The 24,099-nt window shown below is 41.2% G+C and carries 21 protein-coding genes, 1 pseudogene and 1 riboswitch; of the genes and pseudogenes, 12 read left to right on the forward strand and 10 right to left on the reverse strand.

The genetic code is table 11. The features are described 5' to 3' along the window. The 3 genes from lapB (at position 1) to yciH (ending at position 2,291) form a co-directional block, all read left to right on the forward strand. A complete protein-coding gene (gene lapB / locus E7T07_RS03370) occupies positions 1–1,194 on the forward strand; it encodes a lipopolysaccharide assembly protein LapB (RefSeq protein ID WP_135709508.1) in 1,194 nt (397 codons plus the stop codon). A 12-nt stretch (positions 1,195–1,206) separates the two neighbouring features. After that, on the forward strand, positions 1,207–1,905 hold the full coding sequence (gene pyrF / locus E7T07_RS03375; protein ID WP_135709509.1) for an orotidine-5'-phosphate decarboxylase: 699 nt from the start codon (positions 1,207–1,209) through the stop codon (positions 1,903–1,905). A gap of 71 nt (positions 1,906–1,976) precedes the next feature. After that, positions 1,977–2,291 (forward strand): stress response translation initiation inhibitor YciH, encoded by a 315-nt coding sequence (gene yciH, locus E7T07_RS03380; protein ID WP_425455029.1) that lies wholly within the window; start codon positions 1,977–1,979, stop codon positions 2,289–2,291. Between the two features lie 79 nt (positions 2,292–2,370). Here the strand turns inward: yciH and E7T07_RS03385 are convergent, their stop codons facing one another. The 4 genes and pseudogenes from E7T07_RS03385 to E7T07_RS03400 all read right to left on the reverse strand — a co-directional run bounded on the left by E7T07_RS03385 (position 2,371) and on the right by E7T07_RS03400 (position 4,954). Then, positions 2,371–2,838, reverse strand: a complete 468-nt coding sequence (locus E7T07_RS03385) for a hypothetical protein (protein ID WP_135709511.1) — start codon at positions 2,836–2,838, stop codon at positions 2,371–2,373. Positions 2,839–3,017: 179 nt separating this feature from the next. After that, a complete protein-coding gene (locus E7T07_RS03390) occupies positions 3,018–3,479 on the reverse strand; it encodes a hypothetical protein (RefSeq protein WP_135709579.1) in 462 nt (153 codons plus the stop codon). 46 nt (positions 3,480–3,525) lie between these two features. Further along, positions 3,526–3,795, reverse strand: a pseudogene (locus tag E7T07_RS03395) (DUF72 domain-containing protein); the annotation flags it as partial. Between the two features lie 55 nt (positions 3,796–3,850). Continuing rightward, entirely contained in the window at positions 3,851–4,954 is a 1,104-nt protein-coding gene (locus E7T07_RS03400) for a Fic family protein (protein WP_135709512.1), read from the reverse strand. Between the two features lie 529 nt (positions 4,955–5,483). Between E7T07_RS03400 and E7T07_RS03405 the strand changes: the two genes are divergently transcribed. Beyond that, entirely contained in the window at positions 5,484–6,608 is a 1,125-nt protein-coding gene (locus E7T07_RS03405; protein ID WP_135709513.1) for an HNH endonuclease, read from the forward strand. Between the two features lie 74 nt (positions 6,609–6,682). Here the strand turns inward: E7T07_RS03405 and metH are convergent, their stop codons facing one another. Beyond that, positions 6,683–10,372, reverse strand: coding sequence for a methionine synthase (gene metH, locus E7T07_RS03410; RefSeq protein ID WP_135709514.1), 3,690 nt, complete (start codon positions 10,370–10,372; stop codon positions 6,683–6,685). Between the two features lie 267 nt (positions 10,373–10,639). On the opposite strand from metH, the gene E7T07_RS03415 reads away from it, so the two are divergent. The 3 genes from E7T07_RS03415 to E7T07_RS03425 all read left to right on the forward strand — a co-directional run bounded on the left by E7T07_RS03415 (position 10,640) and on the right by E7T07_RS03425 (position 12,071). Further along, positions 10,640–11,203 (forward strand): integron protein cassette protein, encoded by a 564-nt coding sequence (locus tag E7T07_RS03415; protein WP_135709515.1) that lies wholly within the window; start codon positions 10,640–10,642, stop codon positions 11,201–11,203. Between the two features lie 165 nt (positions 11,204–11,368). After that, positions 11,369–11,743 (forward strand): type II toxin-antitoxin system RelE/ParE family toxin, encoded by a 375-nt coding sequence (locus E7T07_RS03420; protein WP_135709516.1) that lies wholly within the window; start codon positions 11,369–11,371, stop codon positions 11,741–11,743. 16 nt (positions 11,744–11,759) lie between these two features. Then, entirely contained in the window at positions 11,760–12,071 is a 312-nt protein-coding gene (locus E7T07_RS03425) for a helix-turn-helix domain-containing protein (RefSeq protein ID WP_135709517.1), read from the forward strand. A 64-nt stretch (positions 12,072–12,135) separates the two neighbouring features. Here E7T07_RS03425 and metC read toward each other — a convergent pair whose 3' ends face one another. Further along, positions 12,136–13,326 carry a cystathionine beta-lyase gene (metC, locus tag E7T07_RS03430; RefSeq protein WP_135709518.1) on the reverse strand — a complete coding sequence of 397 codons (1,191 nt, stop codon included), beginning with the start codon at positions 13,324–13,326 and terminating at the stop codon, positions 12,136–12,138. Positions 13,327–13,481: 155 nt separating this feature from the next. Here metC and E7T07_RS03435 point away from each other — a divergent pair, with 155 nt between their 5' ends. Then, the gene (locus tag E7T07_RS03435) at positions 13,482–14,084 is read left to right on the forward strand and encodes a peroxiredoxin C (RefSeq protein WP_135709519.1); all 603 of its coding nucleotides are present in this window, start codon (positions 13,482–13,484) and stop codon (positions 14,082–14,084) included. Positions 14,085–14,164: 80 nt separating this feature from the next. Here the strand turns inward: E7T07_RS03435 and thiQ are convergent, their stop codons facing one another. The 3 genes from thiQ to thiB are packed head-to-tail and all read right to left on the reverse strand — an operon-like array spanning position 14,165 to position 17,396. Then, entirely contained in the window at positions 14,165–14,797 is a 633-nt protein-coding gene (gene thiQ / locus E7T07_RS03440; protein ID WP_135709520.1) for a thiamine ABC transporter ATP-binding protein, read from the reverse strand. After that, a complete protein-coding gene (gene thiP, locus E7T07_RS03445; protein ID WP_210403507.1) occupies positions 14,790–16,400 on the reverse strand; it encodes a thiamine/thiamine pyrophosphate ABC transporter permease ThiP in 1,611 nt (536 codons plus the stop codon). Before thiP ends, thiQ begins: the two co-directional genes overlap by 8 nt. Next, on the reverse strand, positions 16,401–17,396 hold the full coding sequence (gene thiB / locus E7T07_RS03450; RefSeq protein WP_135709521.1) for a thiamine ABC transporter substrate binding subunit: 996 nt from the start codon (positions 17,394–17,396) through the stop codon (positions 16,401–16,403). A gap of 53 nt (positions 17,397–17,449) precedes the next feature. Beyond that, positions 17,450–17,546, reverse strand: a riboswitch (TPP riboswitch). 106 nt (positions 17,547–17,652) lie between these two features. On the opposite strand from thiB, the gene E7T07_RS03455 reads away from it, so the two are divergent. The 4 genes from E7T07_RS03455 to tilS all read left to right on the forward strand — a co-directional run bounded on the left by E7T07_RS03455 (position 17,653) and on the right by tilS (position 21,582). Beyond that, positions 17,653–18,270, forward strand: a complete 618-nt coding sequence (locus tag E7T07_RS03455; RefSeq protein ID WP_135709522.1) for a DUF1919 domain-containing protein — start codon at positions 17,653–17,655, stop codon at positions 18,268–18,270. A gap of 113 nt (positions 18,271–18,383) precedes the next feature. Next, complete coding sequence (gene accA, locus E7T07_RS03460; RefSeq protein ID WP_135709523.1) at positions 18,384–19,337, forward strand: acetyl-CoA carboxylase carboxyl transferase subunit alpha; 954 nt, start codon at positions 18,384–18,386, stop codon at positions 19,335–19,337. 83 nt (positions 19,338–19,420) lie between these two features. Then, the gene (gene pdxY, locus E7T07_RS03465; RefSeq protein WP_135709524.1) at positions 19,421–20,281 is read left to right on the forward strand and encodes a pyridoxal kinase PdxY; all 861 of its coding nucleotides are present in this window, start codon (positions 19,421–19,423) and stop codon (positions 20,279–20,281) included. Between the two features lie 11 nt (positions 20,282–20,292). After that, positions 20,293–21,582 (forward strand): tRNA lysidine(34) synthetase TilS, encoded by a 1,290-nt coding sequence (gene tilS / locus E7T07_RS03470; RefSeq protein WP_135709525.1) that lies wholly within the window; start codon positions 20,293–20,295, stop codon positions 21,580–21,582. Between the two features lie 117 nt (positions 21,583–21,699). Here tilS and parC read toward each other — a convergent pair whose 3' ends face one another. Then, positions 21,700–23,940 (reverse strand): DNA topoisomerase IV subunit A, encoded by a 2,241-nt coding sequence (gene parC / locus E7T07_RS03475; RefSeq protein ID WP_135709526.1) that lies wholly within the window; start codon positions 23,938–23,940, stop codon positions 21,700–21,702. Positions 23,941–24,099: the final 159 nt, after the last annotated feature.

Consider the following 24,099-nt stretch of genomic DNA (forward strand, 5'->3'; position numbering starts at 1 on the left):
ATGATTGAATTACTCTTCCTGTTGTTGCCCATTGCTGCCGCTTATGGCTGGTATATGGGGCATCGTAGTGCAAAAAAAGATCAGGAAGATATCAGCAATAAACTCTCTCGTGATTATGTTACGGGGGTAAATTTTCTATTATCTAATCAAACTGAAAAAGCGGTTGATCTCTTTTTAGATATGCTTCAAAAGCAAGAAACAGAAAATGAAATCGAGCAACATTCTCAGTTTGAAGCTGAGTTAACATTAGGTAATTTATTCCGCTCTCGCGGTGAAGTCGATCGTGCTTTACGTATTCATCAAGCTCTTGACCGTAGCCCAAATTATTCTTTTGAGCAAAAATTGTTGGCAAAACAACAGCTAGCTAAAGATTTTATGTCCGTGGGTTTTTTTGACCGAGCAGAGAGTATTTATATTTTATTGGTGGATGAGCCGGAATTTGCGGAAGGCGCATTGCAACAACTTGCAGTTATTTATCAAAAAACCAAAGAATGGAAAAAAGCGATTAATGTTGCAGAAAAATTGGCAAAAATTAAGCCTAATTCAGATAATATGGAATTAGCGCAATTTTATTGTGAATTTGTCCGCACTTTGCCGTCAGAGAGTAAAGAAAATGCCTTAGAGATTCTGCGTCAGGCTCTTTCAGTGTCCCCAAGTTGTGTGCGTGCTTCAATGATGCTTGGTGAGAAGCTGATCGAACAGCAAGACTACCAAAGTGCGGTTAACGTTTTAGAACATATTTTGGAACAGAACCCCGATTTTGTGGGGGAAGCGTTGCCTTTATTAAAGGAATGTTATACAGCACTCAATCAACTTGAACAATTCGAGTTATTTTTAATTCGAGCAAGCCAAGCAACCGCTAATGCGAGCGTTGATTTAGCGTTGGCCGATTTGATTGAACAACAAGATAGCCGTGCTAACGCCCAAAGTAAAATTTATCAAAAAATTGGGCAAAATCCGAACATGTTCTTGTTCCATCGATTTATTCAGTACCAAGTGGATGATGCAGAAGAAGGGCGCGCCAAAGAGAGTTTAGTGCTACTTCATAAAATGGTGGGCGAACGCATCCGTCAAGGTTTTGATTATCGTTGTACAAACTGCGGTTATCAAAGCCATAAATTAATGTGGTGTTGCCCTTCCTGTCGTCAATGGGAAAAAGTGAAGCCGATTCGCGGAATTGAAAATCAAGTATAAAAAGGAAAAAGTATGGACAGCAAAATTATTGTTGCTTTAGATTATGAAACAGAAGCCGAAGCATTAAGTTTGGTGGATCAAATTGATCCGAGCCTTTGCCGTTTAAAAGTGGGTAAAGAAATGTTTACGAGCTTAGGTATTAACTTCGTAAAACAACTTCATGAACGTCAGTTTGATGTATTCTTAGATTTAAAATATCACGATATTCCAAATACGGTGGCACGTGCAGTGCGTTCTGCGGCAGATTTAGGTGTGTGGATGGTGGATTTGCACGCTTCAGGCGGTTTAGCCATGATGGAAGAGGCGAAAAAAATTCTTGAACCTTATGGGAAAGATGCGCCGCTTTTAATTGCGGTGACGGTATTAACCAGCATGGAAGATTTAGATTTGCTTCAAATTGGTATCAACGCATCACCGCTTGAGCAAGTAATTCGTTTATCACATTTAGCACAACGTGCGGGTTTAGATGGCGTAGTGTGTTCGCCTCAAGAAGTGGAAATTTTGCGTAAAAACTTAGGTGCTGATTTCAAATTGGTGACACCGGGCATCCGTCCGATTGGTTCAGATTTTGGCGATCAGCGCCGAGTAATGACTCCTGCTGCTGCGGTGCGTTCAGGTTCAGATTATTTGGTTATTGGTCGCCCAATCACACAAGCCCAAGATCCTGCCGAAGTTTTACGTTCTATTAATGCCTCTTTAATGAATGTTTAATCTCACCGGGGTAAATGATAAATTTACCCCTATCTTTTAAAATAGCATAAATTTTTACCGCACTTTTGATTATGAATAACCTTGTTTACTCTACAGAATTAGGCAGAATTAAGCCGACAGAAGAAAAAGTACAGCGTCCCAAAGGCGATGGCATTGTACGTATTCAAAAACAAACAAGCGGTCGCAAAGGCGCCGGCGTGAGTTTAATCTCGGGATTGGATTTGTCTGATGATGAACTCAAAAAACTCGCAGCAGAATTAAAAAAACGCTGTGGTTGTGGCGGTTCGGTGAAAGAAGGCAATATCGAAATTCAAGGTGATAAGCGCGACTTGTTAAAGCAGTTGTTAGAGCAGAAAGACTTTAAAGTTAAATTAGCCGGTGGTTAAGGCATTTTGTCCTAATAAAACCCTCTTTCAACAACCTAGGATCTGTTGATAGTTATAAACAAATCCTAGGTTCGTGCTATTATCCTTCACGACATTCCAGCCAACGTGTGCGTTTTCCTAGGTGATTTTTGTAATAAATCGAACTGTTTTGACGTGCAATCAAATCAATATAACTGCCCTGAATTGGGTTATATGAACGATAAATCACTTCAAATCGACTACCTCGAGCATTAAGAGTGCGGTTTTCAATATGATCAAAGGGTTCCGCTTTGCCACCATCCAGCTGAAAATAAATACCAAAATTCTCTTTCATTCGACTTTCTCGAGATAATGGAAAGTAAGCTGACAACAAGGAATAAGCACCGGTTTCAAAATTTCGACAGCGATAATAGTAACGTTTATACAGAGCAGGATTGGATAATTCCGCTAGGCTAATATTTTCTTTTAAATACCCTTTTTTTGTCGTTTTCGTAGTTTTGGCTTTATGCGTACAAGCAAAAAGTAGAGTAAGGGTCAATGTCATTAAAATCAGTTTAAATTTATTCATTATCATATTCCAAAAAAAGTATAGCTAAAATTTTGCTGCGCTATGATAGCTGAAATTTTTGAGTGTGCAAGGCTCATTTGATAAAGGATTATTTTAGGTTTTGCAAAATGTTTAGCAAAAATAACCGCTTGTTTACAATAACAATCCCATAGGTTTTTCTATGGGATTACTTTTTACGATTAACCTTCTCGGCATTCTAACCAAGGTGTTCGAGTTCCATTCTGATATTTGTAATAGGTTGAGCTATTTTCACGGGCGATTAAATCAATATAGCTCCCCTGAATAGGATTATACGAACGATAAAAGACCTCAAAACGTGTTGCTTGGGCATTGAGGGCTTTGTTTTCAATATGATCAAATGGGAAGACCTTTCCGCCATCTAATTGGAAATAGATACCAAAGTTATCTTTTTTACGGCTTTCTTTTGAAAGCGGGAAGTAAGTCGATAAATAAGACTCAGAACCTGTTTCAAAATTTGTACAAGAGTAATAGTAACGCTTATAGTTTGCCGCATTTTGTAATTCGGCTTGGCTTATCTCATTTTTCAAATAGCCTGTTTTAACAGGAGTAGTTTGCTTTGGTGTACAAGCAAATAGAGCAGCAAGGGTTGAAGTTAATAGAACCAGTTTTAATTTGTTCATCATAAAAATTCCGAGAAAAGTAGAAAAACTTAGCGATTATAGTAGCTTAAAACAAACTTTGCTGTCCACTCAAAAACTTAGGCGTCTCTTTTACTTTAAATCCATAGTTCGCCAAATAGCCTTTCAAACTTTCGATATTGTAGAACGAATGGCTATTGGTGGTGTTTTGAAAATAAAGATAAAGCTGATCAAATTCCGCTTTTCGCTGATTTAACAATGTCGCCAGTTGTTGTAATTCGGTTTCGTTATAACGATAATCGTGGCGTTCTTGTGCCGATTGGGCTTTCCACCAATAGGGATTGCGACCGTGCAATCGCCCGTGCCGATGTAGATGTGGGGTGTGTGCATATTTAATATCTTGTTTTAGTTATTTATCGAAATCGATATTTCCCTTTACCTTGCCCTGCGACTTTTTCAATGACTTTAATTTCTAACATTTTCTTAATTAATTCCGATGACGCAGATGCGGAGAGATGAAGTGTATTAACTACATCTATTCGTGAAAAAATACGATTAGCTAAAATCTGAGAAAGTGCGGTGATATGTTTCTGTGTTTTTTCTGAATGTTTTGTTTTTTCGTCAGGATTTTGCTCAATGTCTTGTTTTTTGTGTTCAATGTCCTGTTTTTGTTTTTCAATATCCTGTTTTTCAAGGGATTGACCGCTATTAATATGCAACTGACGATTACTTAGTAGATTGTTTTCGCCTAATAACAAATTACGCAGAAATAAAAGCAAGTATTCATTGGTTTCATAAACCCCTTTGGCGAGATTATTATAATTTGCTCGTACTAACGCATTGCGGAAATACCACGCATTTTCGGCAAAAATATCATTTGTAACATTAAAGCCTAATGTTTTTAAATACTTAATAAAAAACACGGCGGTAGTGCGAGTATTACCCTCCTCAAAGACATGAATTTGCCATAAACGTGCAATAAATGTGGCTAGATGTGTCATAATTTCTTCAAGAGAAAGCCCTCGATAACTAAAATTTTTCTCCTGCGATAAATCGTATTCCAAGGTATTTTTCAATTCAGATGCCATACCATAGACTACCGTTTCGCCCTCTAACACCCACTCTTTTTTAGTAATGTTATAAGTACGAATTTGCCCTGCGTGAGAATAAATATCTTTAAACAGATATTTATGAATGGCTAAATATTGATTGGCATTAAACGAAAAAGCAGGCTCCGACAGCAATTTCGCAATACGCACCGAAACTTTGTCCGCTTCTTCTATACGATTTTCGCTGGTTAATGGCGGATTTTCTTCATAATATTGGCTAATCCATTGTTCTGCCGTATCAATGGAAATCTCACCCTCAATATTTTTAATCGCAGTGCTGATCAAATATTGAGATGGTTTTAATCCATCAACTTCTTGCAGCCCGATTGCCGTTTGCCAAGCATAGCTCTTTTCCTTTTTATCCGCTTCAATATGGCGGATATATTCTTCAAAAGGATCTTTAGTCATTCTGTTTTTCCGTTGTGCAATATTTTGGGTAAATGTAACCGCTTATCGTGGTTTTGTCGAATGGAAATAAGGGATTTTTCGATGGAGATTGCAAAATAGAAAATACAGGAATAGTCTACAAGCGGTTAAAATCGCTTTAAAAATTACAATTAAGTTAATTTGTATCAGTTATCGAGGTTTTCACGGTAACTTGATGATTAAAGTTATTCGGAAATTCCGAATAGCTGAATTGCCCACGGCTCATGTCGTGGGGTACGCATAATGTTGCTCCGCTGGAGCAAGTTAGGTTTTCGTGCCAGCGGTACGATATTATGCTTAACCTAGGACGTAAGCTCTAGGGAATTAACACACTGGCTAGTGCGAGTTCTTGCGGAGAGAATAGGGAGTTTTGATTGTATAAATAGAACTATATAGTAGATCTCATCTATGACAAGTGCTTTGACATTCATTAAAGACGAGAGTCATAGGATATTGAAATGGATGTGAAAAGAAGAGATAATTTTTTATATTTTATAATAAGGAATTATATATGAGTAAAAAAACTAATGTCGCTCTATTATCAAGGGGGATTCCAAGCGATTTGGCAGATTCATTATCATCAAATTTCACCTTATCTGAACTTCAAAGTAAAAATATATCTGAGTTAAAGGGGTTGGGGTTGTCTGATACACAAATAGAGAGTATAGCTAAAACAGCTAGATCGCCCATTCCGTCAAAAACATCAATTCAGGTTCTTATAAAATCCAAATATTGCTGTGTTATATGTAGAAATATGAATAACCCAATTATAATTCATCATATTAAACCATGGTCTGTTTCTAAGGACCATTCTGAGGAGAATTTAGTTGTCTTATGTTTGAATTGTCATTCAAAAGTTCACTCAAAAAGTGAAATTGCAAAAAATATAACTCCTTCTGAATTGCTTGAATTAAAAAAATCGTGGGAAGAACAGTGCTTAATAGAAGATACAACCTATCTTTTGACTCTTTCTCAAGCAAGTTGTGCAAGATGGGATTGGTTTAATATTACAAGAATTCGTGACTTTGTAACTAGCAATCCTGAATATATTAATACGGAATCAAATGTTTTTAAACAATTATCTAAAAAGGAAATGATTGATTACGATAACTTTTTGGATATGAGAAAAATGCAGGAGCTAGCAAAACCATCTCACTTTACTGATTTTGGAGATGGTTCTTTAGCTGTCCAATATCTGAACTCTATAGTTTACAATATAATAAATGGTATGAAATTCCTTGATATAACCCCATTTCTGGATAGAGAAATTAATATATTAAAAGGTATAATTAAATCAGGGCAGAATATAGCGTTTCAAGGACGATTCTATTTTAAGAATATTGATAGTGAAAAAAAAGAAGCATACTATAAAAAGAAAGGTATCAAAATAAAATTTGTTTATGACCCATATTATTGTGCAAGTTCTTCTTCAAAATATGATTCAATGATGGGTAATAAATTACTTACCATTTTTGGAAGAGTAATTGATATAAATCTAGATGAAGATGATATAGTTAATATATCTCTTTCTTGCTTAGTTGCTGGAAGTTTCTTTCAATTACATAAAGATAAATATTATTACAGTAATGACCCCGAAGAAGTAAATGATTCTATTGATATAGAAGATGTATTTTAGTAAATATCAATTACACGGTTGCTATAGGTTTAAATTTGTATAGCAACCTATTTAATTATTAGTTGTGAGAAAATCTACTTCATCGCCACACCCAACCACTTCACCATCTCTCTCTCATTCCACCCCTTGCGTTTCGCATAATCGACTGCCTGATCTTCATCAATACGCCCTAACGTAAAATAATTACTCGCAGGGTGGGTGAAATACCAGCCGCAGACACTTGCCGCAGGCCACATTGCGTAGCTTTCGGTAAGTTTCATTCCGATGCGTTGTTCCACTTCCAGTAAATCCCAGATGATCTGTTTTTCCGTGTGTTCAGGGCAACTTGGGTAGCCTGGAGCAGGGCGGATGCCGATGTATTCTTCACGGATTAGGCGGTCGTTGTCTAAGGTTTCGTCCGTGTAGCCCCAGACTTTGGTGCGCAGTTCAAAGTGCAAGTATTCCGCCATTGCTTCGGCTAAACGGTCGCCGACCGCTTGCAGCAAGATGGCGTTGTAGTCGTCCCCTGCGGCTTTGTAGCCTTCCACTAAATCGTGTTCTTCAATCCCTGCACAAACGGCGAACATTCCGAACCAGTCCTGTTTGCCGCTGGCTTTGCTTGCGATAAAGTCGCTCAAGCAGAGGTTGTACGGGCTTTTGCTGTTTCTGCCACGTTCGCTTTGTTGGCGGAGGTTATAGACTTTGCCTGCCACTAAAGTGCGGTCAGCATTTTGATAGATTTCAATATCATCGCCCACACTGTTGGCTGGGAAAATACCCATAATGCCGCTTGGGTTGAGCTTGTGATTTTGTTCTAATTCGTCCAACACTTTTTGCGCATCGTTCCACACTCGGCGGGCTTCTTCGCCGCCTTCAGGGTAGTCAAAGGCATCAGGATAACCGCCCATTAAGCCCCATAAACGGAAGAACGGCGACCAGTCGATAAATTTCCGTAAGGTCGCAATCGGTACGTTTTTATACTCCACAATGCCAGTTTGTTTTGGCGTTGGCACTTGGTAATTCGCCCATTCGCCACTGAACGCATCGAAAGCGTTTTTGCGTGCCTCTTCAATCGGCAACTGCTTGCGTGGCGCTTTTTTGTTGGCAAAAGCCTCTTGAATTTGCTCGTACTCTTTCTTCATTCGTTCCCACAGTTCCGCTTTAGTGTCAGGATTCATCAATGCCGCACAAACTGTTACCGCACGAGAGGCATTGGTGGTGTAAATCACTTCGTGCTTATATTTCGGATAAAGTTTAATCGCTGTATGCTCTTTGGAGGTGGTTGCACCGCCGATAATGACAGGAATATTCAAATTCAAGCGGTTCATTTCGCCTAAGAAGTATTCCATTTCGTCAAGAGACGGCGTGATCAAACCGCTTAAGCCGATGATGTCCGCCTTTTCGTCAATCGCCGTTTGAATGATTTTATCCGCAGGCACCATTACGCCTAAGTCGATCACTTCAAAATTATTACATTGCAACACCACGCTCACAATATTTTTACCGATGTCGTGCACGTCGCCTTTTACGGTAGCGATGACCACTTTACCGCTGGACGATCCTTTTTGCTTGGTGGCGTTGATAAACGGTTCTAAGTAGGCAACCGACTGCTTCATCACGCGAGCGGATTTCACCACTTGCGGTAGGAACATTTTGCCGTCACCGAACAAATCGCCCACCACGTCCATACCGTCCATTAGCGGTCCTTCGATCACTTCGAGCGGTGTCGGGAATTTTTGGCGTGCTTCTTCGGTATCTTCAATAATATAGTTGGTGATCCCTTTCACGAGGGCGTGTTTCAGACGCTCTTCCACCGCCCAAGTACGCCATTCGGCAACGCCGCTATCTTCATTGTTACTAGCGGTCACATTTCGGTATTTTTCTGCAATATCTAACAGGCGATCAGTCGCATCAGGACGGCGATTTAGCACCGCATCTTCAATCACATCACGCAATTCCGGATCGAGATCGTCATAAATCGCCAGTTGCCCAGCGTTCACGATCCCCATATCCATTCCCTGCTTGATAGCGTGGTAAAGGAACACGGCGTGAATAGCCTCACGCATCACATTATTACCACGGAAGGAGAAGGACACATTCGACACACCGCCCGAAATTTTGGCGTGCGGCAGGCTACGCTTAATGCGACCTGTGGCATTGATAAAGTCCACGCCGTAGTTATTGTGTTCTTCAATCCCCGTACCGATGGCAAAAATGTTCGGGTCGAAAATAATATCTTCAGGCGGAAAGCCCACTTGATTAACCAAAATATCGTAAGCACGAGTACAGATTTCTACCTTGCGTTCTTCGGTGTCCGCTTGCCCCACTTCGTCAAATGCCATCACGACCACCGCTGCACCATAACGGCGAACCAGTTTTGCTTGGTGGATAAATTTTTCTTCGCCTTCTTTGAGGGAAATGGAGTTCACGATCCCTTTGCCTTGCACCGATTGCAAGCCAGCCTCAATCACTTCCCACTTGGACGAGTCAATCATCACTGGCACTTTTGCCGCATCAGGTTCGGTCGCCATAATGTTAAGGAAACGGGTCATACATTTTTGCGAGTCGAGCAAGGCTTCGTCCATATTCACGTCAATCACTTGCGCACCGTTTTCCACCTGATCGATAGCAATTTCAATGGCTTCGCTAAATTTCTCTTCTTTAATCAAACGCTTAAACTTCGCCGAACCTGTTACGTTATTGCGTTCGCCCACGTTCACAAACAGGCTTTCATCATCAATGTTTAACGGCTCAAGCCCAGACAAACGCATTGCGGTTTTGATTTCAGGCAAGGCACGCGGTTTAATTCCAGCCACAACGTCCGCAAAGGCTTTGATATGTTCAGGCGTAGTACCGCAACAACCGCCCACGATATTTAAGAAACCGCTTTCCGCCCACTCTTTGATGTGAGCCGCCATCTCTTCCGCCCCCAAATCGTAGCCGCCAAAGGCATTCGGCAAGCCTGCATTCGGGTGAACAGACACATAGGTTTCACAGATTTTCGACATTACTTCCACATAAGGGCGCAACTCTTTCGGCCCTAAGGCACAGTTCAAACCAAAACTGAGCGGTTTCGCGTGGCGGAGCGAGTTGTAAAAAGCTTCGGTGGTTTGCCCCGAAAGGGTACGCCCAGAGGCATCGGTAATCGTCCCCGAAATCATAATCGGCAGTTCCACGCCCAGTTCTTCAAATACTTGGTCAATGGCAAAGGCAGCGGCTTTGGCGTTCAAGGTATCGAAGATGGTTTCGATCATAATGATGTCCGAACCGCCTTCAATTAGGCCACGAGTAGCCTCCGCATAGGCATCGACTAATTCCATAAAGGTAATGTTACGAAACCCCGGATCGTTCACATTTGGCGAAATCGAGGCGGTGCGGTTAGTTGGACCGAGAATACCTGCCACAAAACGTGGTTTTTCAGGTGTGCTGTACTTATCCGCCGCAAAGCGAGCCAGTTTTGCCCCTGCAAAATTTAGCTCATAAGCCACCGCTTGTAAGTCGTAATCCGCCTGTGCAATGGTGGTGGAACTGAACGTATTGGTTTCAATAATATCCGCCCCAGCTTCAAGGTATTTTTCGTGAATAGAGGAAATCACTAAAGGTTGGGTTAGGGTAAGCAGATCGTTGTTACCACGCAGATCCACGCTAGAATTTTTAAAACGCTCTCCACGGAAATCCGCTTCGGTCAGTTTAAATTGCTGGATCATCGTCCCCATCGCACCGTCTAAAATCAAGATACGTTGTGCAAGGGCGGTTTTTAATTGTTCAATTCGGTTGTGTTGCATAGGGTTTCCTATTCTCGTAGGGACAGGCTTTATGCCTGTCCTGATTTATTCGGGATGGGGACAAAATAGTCCCAATAATAGAGATAAAAATACGAAGTATGATAGAAACAAGGGGGAAGCGTGTCAAATGTTGTTTTTTTTCTCTCAATCTAGGTTGTTTTTTAGTCAAATAGATAAAACGCAATCGATTAAATCTTGATTGCATTTTGTTTTTTTTTTGTACAATTAAATAGCTTTTTTAACTCACTCTTTTATAAGGATCTACAAATGAAAAAATTATTATTAATTGCTATTACCGCTGTTGGTTTAGTTGGTTGTTCAGGTACTTTAAACATCAGCAATCAACTTCAGAGTTACCAATCTCAGAATTATACAAAGGTCGATTCTTCTATTCTTCTTGGTGATTTTACATATGAACCAGCACAACAAGGCCGTCTAAAAGAAAGTCAGCTGGAAAATACTGCTGTAGGAACAATCTATCTTGATAGAAGCGTAGCTGAAATTGTGAAGCAAATTACAGCAAAAGAATTGCAACTTACTGGCATTAATATCGGCACAGGAAATTTAAAGCTTTTAGGTAATGTGAAACAATTTAAGATGGATGATTTAGGTTATAGTGTAGATTTTATTTATACGATTAATTATAAATTAATGAAAAATAATTCAGTTCTATGGGACAGAGATTATTCTCCTAAAAGGGTGACAGTATCAAAATTTGAATCAAATCCGCAAATGATGATTACAAATCAAATATACAGAATGATTGGTGCAGGATATGATAAGTTTATTAATGATACTGGTGTGAAACAACTTTTAGAAACAAATAAATAAGCTTTCTTATTGGCGGTTAGTTCTTTGTAAATAGCACGGCTCGTGCTAGGTTATTTCTCAAAGATGAACTTTGTCAGCAATCTGAGTGCGGTAATTTGACCGCACTTTTTTATTTTTAACCGTTAAAATTTGTGCTAATATCACACTAAAGATGATAGGTGGTGAATGCGAATATTTAAAACGAAAACTTTTGCCAAATTTGCGAAGAAAAAACAAATTATGGACGAGGATCTTATTGATGCGGTAGAACGGGCGAATCAAGGTTTAATTGACGCGAATTTAGGGGGGAATGTCATTAAACAGCGTATTGCTAAACAGGGGCAGGGAAAATCTTCAGGCTATCGTTCTCTTATTCTTTATCGAATTAACAACAATAGCTATTTTGTAGCGGCTATTGAAAAAAGTGACAGGGAAAATATTTCTGAACAAGAAGAAAATGCACTAAAACTACTTGCTAAGGTTTATGAAACCTACAGAGAAGAGCAAATCAATGCACTAGTTAAACAAGGGATTCTCATTGAAATTACGCTACCCAAATAATTTAAGGAGTTAAAGAATGAAATATCATAGTGAACTTACCGAAATGTTACATGCTCATGCGGCAGATTTATACGAAGCAGGTTTTTTAGATAAACAAACAATGTCAAAATTTGATCGCAGCTGTTTAACACCTATTCAACCGCTAAGTGGTGATGAAATTCGCCAAATTCGTCAAAAAGCCCATTTCTCACAAACAGTATTCGCTAACTATTTGAATGTGAGTAAAAATCTTGTTTCTGATTGGGAGCGTGGGGTGAAAAAACCAAGTGGAGCGGCATTAAAATTATTAACGCTTGCGCAAACCAAGGGAATACAGGCGATAGCTTAATTTTTATTGTTTGAAAGAGAAATTTAACACCGCACAGCGATCATGCGGTGTTTTTTTTATTTCTTTACTTCAACCGCTCAAACCCGGCTTCAAGATCCGCGATTAATTCATCGGTATCTTCAAAACCAATATGCACACGGATTAAGGTTCCTGTTAAAGTGCGGTCAATATTCGGGCGAATTCGTTTAAGTTCTTCGGGTTGAGTGTACAAAATCAAACTTTCATAACCGCCCCAAGAATATGCCATGGTGAAAAGTTCAAAATGATCCATAAAGGCAGAAAGTTTGTCGTGGCTAAGTTTCTCTTTTAACTCAAATGAGAATAACCCTGCGGAACCGCTGAAATCACGGGTAAAAAATTCATGACCCGGACAACTTGGTAGCGCAGGATGGTAAACAGCTTTAACTTCGGGACGCTGTGCAAGCCATTTGGCGACTTTGATGCTGCTTTCGGTGTGTTGTTTGAAACGTACAGCAAGAGAACGAATACCGCGCGCGGTGGTGTAAGCGGTGTCGGCATCTACCATTTGTCCCATTAAATAAGAATTTTCGCGTAGTTGATCCCAACAACGGGCGTTAGAAACCGCAGTGCCAATCATCGCATCGGAATGCCCTACCAAGTATTTTGTGCCGGCTTGAATAGAAATATCCACGCCGTAATCTAAGGCTTTAAATAAAATACCGCCCGCCCAAGTGTTGTCGATCATAATGACGATTTCAGGGTTTACTTCACGCGCAGCTTTGACCATAGCCGGGACATCTTGTACTTCCATGGTTAATGAGCTTGGGCTTTCTAAGAATAATACTTTGGTATTGGGTTGAATGAGATCTTTTATTTGTGCGCCAATTAATGGATCGTAATAAGTTGTGGTAATCCCCATTTTACTTAAGATTGTATTACAAAAATCTTGTGTGGGTTCATAAGCCGCCCCGGTCATCAATACATGATCGCCTGATTGGACAAAGGCTAAAATAGCGTTGGTGACGGCGGCTGCGCCACAAGGGTATAGATAACAACCGGCACCGTTTTCCATTTCGGTCATTAAATCTTGTAAGGCAAAATGGGTCAGTGTGCCGCGGCGACCGTAAAATAAGGCTTGTTTGGCGCGGTTAATGGTGGCTTCTTTTTTATGAGCAAGGTTTTCGAACACCAAGGAAGACGCGCGTTGAAGCACAGGATTTACGGAACCTTGGGTAACGCGTTTATGGCGTCCTGCGTGAACTAAAGTGGTGGCAAGAGAGTGTTTTTTTTGCATATTACGTCCTGTTAGGAAAAATAGATTAAAATAATAGATAAAATCAACTACCAAAGTGCGGTGGATTTACATAGAATTTTCAGCGTTAATTTTGCACTTGAATTCACTTCTGTGCAAAAGTTTTTTTCAACCACCTTTTTATTAGGAGAACAATTATGGTATTAGTCACTCGTCCGGCACCGGATTTTACATCGGCAGCAGTTTTAGGTAATGGCGAAATCGTTGATAACTTCAACTTTAAACAACACATCGCAGGGAAAGCAGCAGTAATTTTCTTCTACCCATTAGATTTTACTTTCGTTTGCCCATCTGAATTAATCGCATTCGACCACCGTTATGAGGAATTCAAAAAACGTGGTGTAGAAGTGGTTGGTGTGTCAATCGACTCTCAATTCACACACAACGCGTGGCGTAATACTGCAACTGAAAACGGCGGTATCGGTAAAGTTCAATATGCATTAGCGGCAGACGTTAAACACGAAATCGCACAAGCATACGGTATTGAACACCCGGAAGCAGGCGTGGCATTACGTGCGTCATTCTTAATCGACAAAAACGGTATCGTGCGTCACCAAGTGGTTAACGATTTACCATTAGGTCGTAACATCGATGAAATGTTACGTATGGTTGATGCGTTACAATTCCATGAAGAACACGGTGAAGTTTGCCCGGCACAATGGGAAAAAGGTAAAGAAGGTATGAAAGACAACCCGGAAGGCGTTGCGAAATACTTAAAACAAAATGCGGATAAATTATAATTCTTAATTTATTGTGAAAAGAGCCACACTATTTTGTAGTGTGGCTTTTTTGTTGCCTGTTGTACGCTGATATGACGAAATTAGCTTTTAATTTTCCCATTTTCAACACAAATAATCCGATCAAATCTTTCCGCTAATTCACTAGGTTGATGGGTTACGAGTAATAATGTTAATTTTTTTTCTGTGCATAATCCATCAATTAAATTTAACATTTCTTGGCGTAAGTGGGGATCGAGCGCCGAGAAGGGTTCGTCAAGCAATAAAATCGGTTTATCGCGCAGTAAACAACGGGCAATTGCCACGCGTTGTTTTTGTCCGCCTGAAAGTGCGGTGGGTTTTCGGTTTAAAAATGCCTGTAAACCCACCGCACTTGCTACTTGTTGTACCCGTTGTTTTTCGTCATGATTGAGCTTTAAACTTGGGTGGATACCTAACCCCAAATTTTGTTCCACTGTCAAATGGGGAAATAGATTGTTGTCTTGAAATAACATCGAAACAGGGCGCAAGTGCGGTTCGGTTTGGGTGTGATTTTCACCATTAAGCCAAATTTCCCCTGCGTGACCTTGTTCAAAGCCCGCGATTAAATTGAGCAAGGTGCTTTTCCCCGCGCCGCTTGCGCCGATAATGGCAATTTTTTCTTGTGCTTTAACCTGCAAATCAAAGTGCATTTGCATGTCTTTATATTGAAATTGAAGTTGGTTCAGTTTAATCACGTTGTTTTTCTACCATAAAAAATAAACCCAAACACACCAGCATTAGGATGAATGCGGTGACCGCGGCTTCATCACCGCGATAGCTACCCAGTTGCTGGTAAAGCAAATAAGGCAAAGAGCTAAAGTCTTGGTTGCCAAATAAAGCAATAGCGGTAAAGTCCCCGAGAGATAAGGCGCAGGCTAAGGCAAAGGCATATTGCATCGGTTTGGCTAAATTGTGCCATTCAATCAATCGAAAGCGTGACCAACCTTGCATACCAAGAGATTGACAGAGTTTTTCGTAATATTGCATATTTTGGTTCATCGGAACCGCAAGGATGCGCACCACAAAAGGCAAGGCAGATAAGGCATTGCAGAACACTAAAACGCCAAATAAATGCCAACGATTAAAATGGATATCTTGCAATAAGACATAAAGCCCAATAGCAAGCACCAGCATGGGAATACTTAAGACGATCATACTGCTATTCACCAAACCATGAGCAAGGTACGGGAAATAGAGCCAATGGAGTTGACGGGAAAATTGCAAAAGTGCGGTGGCAAAAATGACTGAAACCAAGGCAGAAAGGGGCGCGATGGTAAAGGAATAGCCCATTGCCTGCCACAGTTGTGGATTTTGCCACGCGGTCAAGAAGCTGTCTGCACTGATTGCATTGACGATAACGTTGCATAAAGGCAATAAAATAAAAATACTGACCACCATTAAACAAAAAAACTGCCAATATTTGACCGCACTTGATTGTTTCGGCAGCCATAATGCGTGGAAATCTAAATGGGTTTCGGGCAATTTGCTGAAAATTGCACTTAAAGCAAATAAGGTTAAGCAAAAAACGCATTGTAGCAAGGCGAAAAATGCCGCTTTGGAAAGGTCAAAATCAAAAATGATCGCTTGGTAAATGGCGACTTCGATGGTGGTAAATTTCGGGCCACCGCCTAAAACAAGAACAATGGCAAAGCTGGTGAAGCACAGCATAAAAATGAGCACAAAGCTCGGCAGCAATTGCTGACGCAAGTAGGGGAGTTCTAACCAACGAATAAATTGCCAACCGCGGATATTCAATTGTGCGGCGAGTTGGCGTTGTTGGTTGGGAATGGCATAAAAACTTTGCAGGAACATTCGTGCGGCAAGGGGAATGTTAAAAAATAAATGGGCGATGAGAATGCCGGTTAAACCGTAGATATTCGGTCGCCAATCCCATTGCCAGTAAGCGCACAGTTTGGCTAGCCAACCGGATGCACCGTAGATGCCTAAAATGCCAAAAACGGCGACCAAAGAAGGTAATACAAAGGTGACTGAAAACAGGCGTAGTAAAAAGGCTTTACCTCTGAAGGATTGGTAGAAAAAGGCGCGGGCAAAGAGCAAACCAATGACAATGGAAAGGCTTGCGCTGAGAAACGCCTGTCCAAGGCTGAATAAAAGCACCTGATGAAAATAGGGATCTTGCCACCATTCTTGCCATAAAATGCTTTCGCCTGAAGTCAAAACCGCATTTAGTGACGCGCCATAAAGGGCAAAAATGAGGCTTAATACTGCAATTCCGCCCAAATAATGACGTGGGCGGAGAGCGGTTAAGCGAGATAGTGCGGTAGAAAAAGCCATCATTTATTTCGACAAAACCTGTTGCCAAGTGGCGATCCAACTTTTCAATGCGCTTTCGGTCACGCGGCTGCTATCGAGAGTTTTGCTGGCTTTTTGGCTTTGCTTTAAGGCGTCAAAGTGCGGTTCAATTTCCGCGGAAATGGCGGATAGCATCACGTTTTTCGGTGTGATAATTTTTTGTGCTTCCGGGGTGAAAATGAATTGCAGAAAACGATCCGCGCAAGCGTTGTTTCGATGCGCTATTTTGGCCGCGGTGGTGTATTGATAGATTGCCCCTTCCGTAAATTGGGTCGCGGCATAGTGATCTTTTTGTTCTTTCAATAAGTGATAAAGCGGCGATGTGTTATGGCTCAAGACTAAATCCGCTTCGCCTTTTAAAAAGGCACCATAGGTTTCTGTCCAACCTTTGCCCACGGTCACCGTATGTTTTGCCAGTTTTTCCCAGGCTTGCTGAATTTGGTTTTCACCAAAAACCAGGTTCATCCAAGCCACCAAACCGCGCCCCATACTGCTTGTGCGTGGATCCTGATAAATCACACGCAAATCTTGACGCTCTACTAATTCCTGCAAAGATTTTGGGGGATTAGTCAGTTTGGTTTTGTCATAAATAAAGGCAAATTGCCCAAATTCATAGGGAATAAAATAGGGATTTTTCCAACTTTCGGGCAAGTCTAATTGATTGAAATCAAAATTAATTTTCTCAAATAAGCCTGTTTTTTCGGCAGCTTCCAGTTGTTGCTCGTGCAAACCTAATACCAAATCGGCTTGCGTTTTATTTTTTTCAAGACGTAAGCGGTTGAGCAAGGTGCTGGTTTGTTCAAAAACCGTATAGTGAATTTGACATTGCGGGTTGGCTTTTTCAAATACGTTTTTGATTTCTAAGCCCGGTCCCCAGTCTGCACCAAAGAATTCTTCGGTGTAAACATTGACAGATTGTGCGGCAAATGCACTGGTAGATAACGCAGAAAGTGCGGTTAAAATTAAGCGTGTTTTAGACATAAAAAAATCCTTTAAACAAGTTAAAGGAATTCAAGTGCGGTCAAATTTGTATAAATTTTCCGTTTCTCAAATCCCTACGCTGATATTACTCGGTTCAGGTTCTACGGGTATTTTCTCAGCCTTAAAGTTAAAGCACCCCGTTGAGAACTTTTTTAGTTTAAAACTTTCAAAAAAATAATCAATAGTTAGAAGTAAGATTGATTTTGGCAATATGATGTAAATCACGTAAAATACGCCAAATTTTAAGGGATAAATGATGTTTAGCTTAATCAAAAAATTATCAAATAAATATTGTCGACAATGGATCAATAAGCGTTTGCGTGCAAAATTGAAAAATCACCAAATGTCAGTGATTTCAAGTAATTGCAATGGCGCGTTAATTTTGCATGACTTAGGCGAGGCGTTCCGTTCGCCGTTCGTCAATCTTTATTTGGATCCTGCGGATTTCATTAAATATTTGCAACAACCCCGGCATTATCAAGCGCAAGAATTATTTTTTGTGGAATCGGATAAAGGCTATCCTGTGGCTAAGTTGGATGATATTTGGCTGTATTTTGTCCATTATCATTCAGAACAAGATGCGCGAGAAAAATGGCAGCAGCGTTCGGCGCGGATTAATTGGGATAATGTTTTTGTGATGATGACGGCGCGTGATGGGTTTACGGAAGCAGATTTGCGCGCTTTTGATGCCTTGCCTTATGCGCATAAAGTAGTGTTTGTACATAAACCCTATCCCGATATTAAATCAGCATGTTACATTAAGGGCTTTGAACAAGATTACCAAGTTGGGGATTTATATGAATATTCCGGTTGTTTGGGCAAAAAGTACTACGACCAGTTTGATTATGTGAGTTGGTTTAATCAAAAATGCTGAAAAATTACTGCAATTTTCTGTGAAAAAGCATAGAATACAGCGAAAATTTACGCGCCTAGCAACGTAGATTGTGAAAGTGCGGTTCGTTTTACTCTCAATTTTTAGGATTAAAGATGAGTCAAGAATATTTAGATTTTGAATTACCGATTGCTGAACTTGAAGCAAAAATCGAATCATTGCGTTCTGTGTCTGAAACAGACGGTAAAATTGATTTAGATGATGAAATCAAACGCTTACAAAAGAAAAGTGCAGAGTTGACGAAAAAAACCTTTGCCAATTTAGATGCGTGGCAGATTTCACGTATGGCGCGTCATCCAAATCGTCCTTACACCTTGGATTATATTGAACATATTTTTACAGAGTTTGACGAGCTTGCGGGCGACCGCGCTTTTGCGGATGATAAAGCCATTGTGGGTGGCTTGGCGCGTTTAGATGGTCGCCCTGTGATGGTGATTGGTCACCAAAAAGGTCGTACGACCAAAGAAAAAGTGATGCGTAATTTCGGGATGCCGGCACCTGAAGGCTATCGTAAAGCATTGCGTTTAATGGAAATGGCTGAGCGTTTTAAATTGCCGATTATCACCTTTATTGATACCCCGGGGGCGTATCCGGGGGTCGGCGCAGAAGAACGTGGACAAGCGGAAGCCATCGCACGTAACTTGCGTGAAATGGCGAAATTAAGTGTGCCTGTGATTTGTACTGTCATTGGCGAAGGTGGCTCAGGCGGTGCGTTGGCAATCGGTGTGGGCGATAAAGTGAATATGTTGCAATATTCCACTTATTCGGTGATTTCTCCTGAAGGCTGTGCGTCTATTCTTTGGAAAAGTGCTGAAAAGGCGTCAACGGCAGCGGAAGTCATGGGCTTAACCGCAGAGCGTTTAAAAGAATTGAATTTAATTGATAATATTGTGCCAGAACCATTAGGCGGCGCACACCGTAATTATGCGGAAATGGCGAAAAACTTAAAAGCCCGTTTGAGTGCAGATTTAGCGGAATTAGATGGCTTAGATCAGTCCGCTTTGCTTGAACGCCGTTATCAGCGTTTAATGTCTTACGGTTATTGTTAATCTCTCACAACGGATAAAAGTGCGGTTATTTTTAACCGCACTTTTGTTATTCTCATTTTTATATTAATAACAGGAGGTAACCAATGAAAAACGTTCTTTCAATTCAATCACATGTAGTATTTGGCTATGCAGGAAATAAGTCTGCGACCTTTCCTATGCAATTGAATGGGATTGATGTATGGGCATTAAATACCGTGCAATTCTCAAACCATACCCAATACGGCAAGTGGACAGGAATGGTGATTCCGCACCAACAAATTCCTGAAATTGTGAACGGGATTGACGCCATTGGCGCATTAAAACATTGTGATGCGGTGGTGTCGGGCTACATTGGTTCACCTGATCAAGTGGATGAAATTATTAAAGCATTTCATCAAGTTAAAGCGCGAAATCCTAACGCCGTTTATCTTTGCGATCCTGTGATGGGGAATGAAGAAAAAGGCTGTGTTGTGGCGGCAGGCGTACGCGAAAAATTAATTGAAGTGGCTTTACCGCACGCGGACATCATTACGCCGAATCTCTTTGAATTACAACAACTTTCCGGCTTGGACGTAACCCACTTTGAACAAGCGGTTCAAGCGGTTCAACATTTATTGACCAAAGGCCCGAAAATGGTGGTGGTAAAACACCTTGGTTCAGCGAGCAAATATCAAGGGGCTTTTGATATGTTGCTGGGGACAGAAAACGGCGTGTGGTTATTAAGCCGTCCGTTGTACCAATTTGCCAAAGATCCTGTGGGCGTTGGCGATTTAACCGCAGGGCTTTTCTTAGCCAATTTATTGAACGGCAAATCAGAGTTGGAAGCCTTTGAACAAATGGGCAATGCGGTCAACGAAGTGATGGAAATTACCTACAACTTGGGGTCATACGAGTTACAACTCATCGAAGCACGCCACGCCATTATGAACCCGAAAGCGCAATTTAGCGCGGAGAAAGTGGCGTAGATTGAGTCCCAATGAGCTTATTCAACGAATTTCAATCCAAATTAAATCATCAGCATTATCTTATTGCTTTTAGCGGTGGATTAGATTCCACCGCCTTGCTTTCTCTTTTTGCAAAATCGCGCGAAACCCAACCGCACTTACAGTTGCGCGCCATTCATATTCATCACGGCTTAAGCCCCAACGCAGATCAATGGCTGGCACATTGCCAACAAATTTGCCGTCAGCTTAATATTCCGTTGATCACGAAAAAAGTGAGCATAAACAAAAAAAGAGGGATCGAACAAGGGGCGCGCGAAGCCCGTTATCAGGCGATTTCTGAAGCGCGTTTGCCAAATGAAGTTGTCGTTACAGCGCATCATTTGCAAGATCAAACGGAAACCTTTTTTCTTGCTTTGAAGCGGGGGAGTGGAGTGAAAGGCTTAAGTGCCATGCAAATGGAAACTGAACTTTTTTCGATGCCTATTTTTCGCCCATTGTTACATTGCTCAAAAACGCGTTTGGAAAGTTTTGTGCGAGGGGAAAAATTAGCTTGGATTGAAGATGAAAGTAATGCGGATAATCGTTATGAGCGTAATTTTTTGCGCAATCAAGTGTTGCCGCCATTGCGCGAACGTTGGGCGTTTTTCGACCACGCGGTGCAAACTACTGCACAGCTTTGTTATAACCAACAGCAGCTGTTAAATGAATTGCTTGCGGATGAGTTTGCTCAACGCTACAACGAAAATGACCGCACTTTTGAGATTTCACATTTTGCCCAATATAGCGCGAATAAACAAAATGCATTATTAAGAATGTGGCTGGAAAAACTGGGTGAACCCTTGTTAGGCGAGCAACCTTTGGCTGTTTTATTAAAGGATGTTATTTTGGCTAAAGTGGATGCCAATCCACAGTATGTGTTGTTAGACAAAACCATCAGACGTTATCAAAATAAACTTTACCTTGTGCCAACGCTCTCTGATGTCTCTGACTTTTGTGCCGAATTACGCATCGGGCAGATTTTGTTATTGCCCGATTATTTAGGCGATTTGCAGCTTTTCAAAACGGCAGAAAATTTAACCGCACTTTGGCGCGTGGGAACTCATGAATTTAAGTCCACCTTGCCATTGACCGCTGAAAAAATCACCGTGCGTTTTGGTTATTCCGGCACAGTAAAGTTGCACGCACAAGATCTTAATCGTGATATTAAAAAAGTGTGGCAAAAATTAGGCGTCCCCGTTTGGCAACGCACCCGAATTCCATTGATTTTTTATGGCGATAAGTTAAAAAGTGCGGTGGGATTTTTTGAGAATTTTGGGGCGTAGCAAATTGCAAAAAGCGGAAATACCGGTTGGTGAGCTTGTCGAACCATAAGGTATTTCAGCGGTTTTTTCCATATTTACATTATCGGTGGGCAAGGATGCTCACCCTACCGATCGTGATTATTCAACCACTTCAATATCCACACCACTATGTAAGCCGCGTGGTAGGCTTGAGCCTTTGCGTCCGCGTTCGGCGCGGAATTTTTGTAGATCTTCAGGCTTGAGCGTAATTTTGCGTTTGCCTGAATGGAAGACTAAGCTTGCGTTTTCGTTAATTAATAACAATTTCACCACAAAATCTAACCGCGCTTTGGCGTCATTGGCTGAAATACTGATAATTTTATTGCCTTTCCCTTTAGATAAAGACGGTAAATCTTTCACAGGGAAAATTAACATTCTGCCTGCTTTAGTTAATGCCACTAGCAGGGCGTTTTCATCGGAAATGATCAATGGTGGTAAAACTTTCGCATTTTCAGGCAAGCTTAATACGGCTTTACCTGCCTTGTTACGCGCCACTAAATCTTCAAATTTACAGATAAAACCATAGCCGGCATCGGAGGCCATTAATAAGGCTTGGTTTTCATTTTCGATTAAAACTTGTTCAATGGACGCGCCGGCCGGTAAGGTTAATTTTCCTGTTAAGGGTTCCCCTTGCGAGCGTGCGGACGGTAAACTTAATGGATCTAAGGCGTAGCTACGACCTGTGCTGTCCATAAAGACTGCGGGTTGATTGCTCTTACCGTGAGCATGAGCGAGATATTTATCCCCCGCCTTATAGCTTAAATTTGGTGCATCAATATCATGCCCTTTCGCACAGCGTACCCACCCCATTTCCGATAAAATTACGGTAACCGGTTCCGCCGGCATCATTTCCGTTTCCGAAATTGCTTTAGCTTCTGCGCGTTCCACCATCGGCGAACGGCGTGGGCTGGCGTAGGTTTTAGCATCTTGCTGAATTTCTTTTTTGATCAGCGTATTTAAGCGGCGTTCAGAGCCTAAAATCTCTTCCAAATGTTGACGTTCTTCTTCTAATTTGGCTTTTTCCGCTTGTAATTCATGCTCTTCTAATTTTGCCAAATGGCGCAAGCGTAAATTTAAAATGGCTTCCGCTTGTTCATCGGTTAAATTAAAGCGAGACATTAAGACGCTTTTCGGTTCATCTTCGTTACGAATAATCTCAATGACTTCGTCAATATTTAAGAATGCGATCATCAAGCCTTCTAAAATATGTAAACGCGACAAGACTTTTTCTAAACGATAACGCAAACGGCGAGTGACCGTAATTCGGCGGAATTGTAACCATTCTGTCAGAATTTGTACCAAGCCTTTTACCGCAGGTTTATGATCTAAACCGATCATATTCATATTAATACGGTAGCTTTTTTCCAAATCGGTCGTAGCAAATAAATGATTCATCAGCGCATCAATATCTACGCGATTTGAGCGTGGAACTAGCACAATACGTACCGGGTTATCTTGATCCGCTTCATCACGCACATCTTCCACCATCGGCAATTTTTTGGCATTCATTTGCTCAACAATTTGCTGTTGGATTTTGGTTGGCGAAGCCTGATGCGGCACCGCGCTGATGATGATTTCGCCATCTTCTTTTTTCCAAGTAGCGCGCATTTTGATCGAGCCACGACCTTGCTCGTAGATTTTACGAATTTCCGATTTTGGCGTAATGATTTCTGCTTCAGTTGGGTAGTCAGGGCCTTGCACATAGGTCAACAGCTCATCTAAGCCGGCTTGGGGATTTTCCAATAATGCCACAGCCGCATCCGCTACTTCATTGATATTATGGGGCGGAATATCTGTTGCCATACCGACCGCAATCCCTGTTGTGCCGTTTAGCAGAATATGCGGCAAACGCGCAGGCAAATATTGCGGTTCTTCTAACGTGCCGTCAAAGTTAGGTTGATAATCCACCGTGCCTTGTCCCAATTCACTTAACAGCACTTCGGCAATTTTTGATAAACGAGATTCCGTATAACGCATGGCTGCGAAAGATTTAGGATCATCTGCTGCGCCCCAGTTTCCTTGCCCATCCACTAAGGGATAGCGATAAGAGAAAGGCTGCGCCATTAATACCATGGCTTCATAACAAGCACTGTCGCCGTGCGGGTGGAATTTACCTAACACATCCCCCACTGTACGCGCGGATTTTTTATATTTCGCCTGTGCATTGAGCCCTAATTCTGACATGGCATACACAATACGGCGTTGAACCGGCTTTAAACCGTCACCAATAAAGGGTAGTGCCCGATCCATGATGACGTACATGGAGTAGTTGAGATAAGCACTTTCGGTAAAAGTGCGTAATGGCATTTGTTCGATGCCTTCGTAGTTGATGTTGTTCATATGTTTTAATTTTTTTATTTAAATTGTATTTTTCTTTAAATCGGTTTTCGCACGATGTGCGACTTACTTTTTCTTTGCGTTGCCAAAGAAAAAGTAAGCAAAAAGAAAGGCAACCCCGATTTGCCTTGTTTCCTGAAAATCACTAAATTTGCTTCACGA

Source organism: Actinobacillus porcinus, assembly GCF_901764995.1.
Classification (GTDB): domain Bacteria; phylum Pseudomonadota; class Gammaproteobacteria; order Enterobacterales; family Pasteurellaceae; genus Exercitatus; species Exercitatus porcinus.

Excerpts from the sequence above, each read along its gene's own strand:
- lapB (WP_135709508.1), top strand. The coding sequence starts at position 1 with ATGATTGAATTACTCTTCCTGTTGTTGCCCATTGCTGCCGCTTATGGC.
- pyrF (WP_135709509.1), top strand. The coding sequence starts at position 1,207 with ATGGACAGCAAAATTATTGTTGCTTTAGATTATGAAACAGAAGCCGAA.
- yciH (WP_425455029.1), top strand. The coding sequence starts at position 1,977 with ATGAATAACCTTGTTTACTCTACAGAATTAGGCAGAATTAAGCCGACA.
- E7T07_RS03385 (WP_135709511.1), bottom strand. The coding sequence starts at position 2,838 with ATGAATAAATTTAAACTGATTTTAATGACATTGACCCTTACTCTACTT.
- E7T07_RS03390 (WP_135709579.1), bottom strand. The coding sequence starts at position 3,479 with ATGAACAAATTAAAACTGGTTCTATTAACTTCAACCCTTGCTGCTCTA.
- E7T07_RS03400 (WP_135709512.1), bottom strand. The coding sequence starts at position 4,954 with ATGACTAAAGATCCTTTTGAAGAATATATCCGCCATATTGAAGCGGAT.
- E7T07_RS03405 (WP_135709513.1), top strand. The coding sequence starts at position 5,484 with ATGAGTAAAAAAACTAATGTCGCTCTATTATCAAGGGGGATTCCAAGC.
- metH (WP_135709514.1), bottom strand. The coding sequence starts at position 10,372 with ATGCAACACAACCGAATTGAACAATTAAAAACCGCCCTTGCACAACGT.
- E7T07_RS03415 (WP_135709515.1), top strand. The coding sequence starts at position 10,640 with ATGAAAAAATTATTATTAATTGCTATTACCGCTGTTGGTTTAGTTGGT.
- E7T07_RS03420 (WP_135709516.1), top strand. The coding sequence starts at position 11,369 with ATGCGAATATTTAAAACGAAAACTTTTGCCAAATTTGCGAAGAAAAAA.
- E7T07_RS03425 (WP_135709517.1), top strand. The coding sequence starts at position 11,760 with ATGAAATATCATAGTGAACTTACCGAAATGTTACATGCTCATGCGGCA.
- metC (WP_135709518.1), bottom strand. The coding sequence starts at position 13,326 with ATGCAAAAAAAACACTCTCTTGCCACCACTTTAGTTCACGCAGGACGC.
- E7T07_RS03435 (WP_135709519.1), top strand. The coding sequence starts at position 13,482 with ATGGTATTAGTCACTCGTCCGGCACCGGATTTTACATCGGCAGCAGTT.
- thiP (WP_210403507.1), bottom strand. The coding sequence starts at position 16,400 with ATGATGGCTTTTTCTACCGCACTATCTCGCTTAACCGCTCTCCGCCCA.
- thiB (WP_135709521.1), bottom strand. The coding sequence starts at position 17,396 with ATGTCTAAAACACGCTTAATTTTAACCGCACTTTCTGCGTTATCTACC.
- E7T07_RS03455 (WP_135709522.1), top strand. The coding sequence starts at position 17,653 with ATGTTTAGCTTAATCAAAAAATTATCAAATAAATATTGTCGACAATGG.
- accA (WP_135709523.1), top strand. The coding sequence starts at position 18,384 with ATGAGTCAAGAATATTTAGATTTTGAATTACCGATTGCTGAACTTGAA.
- pdxY (WP_135709524.1), top strand. The coding sequence starts at position 19,421 with ATGAAAAACGTTCTTTCAATTCAATCACATGTAGTATTTGGCTATGCA.
- tilS (WP_135709525.1), top strand. The coding sequence starts at position 20,293 with ATGAGCTTATTCAACGAATTTCAATCCAAATTAAATCATCAGCATTAT.
- parC (WP_135709526.1), bottom strand. The coding sequence starts at position 23,940 with ATGAACAACATCAACTACGAAGGCATCGAACAAATGCCATTACGCACT.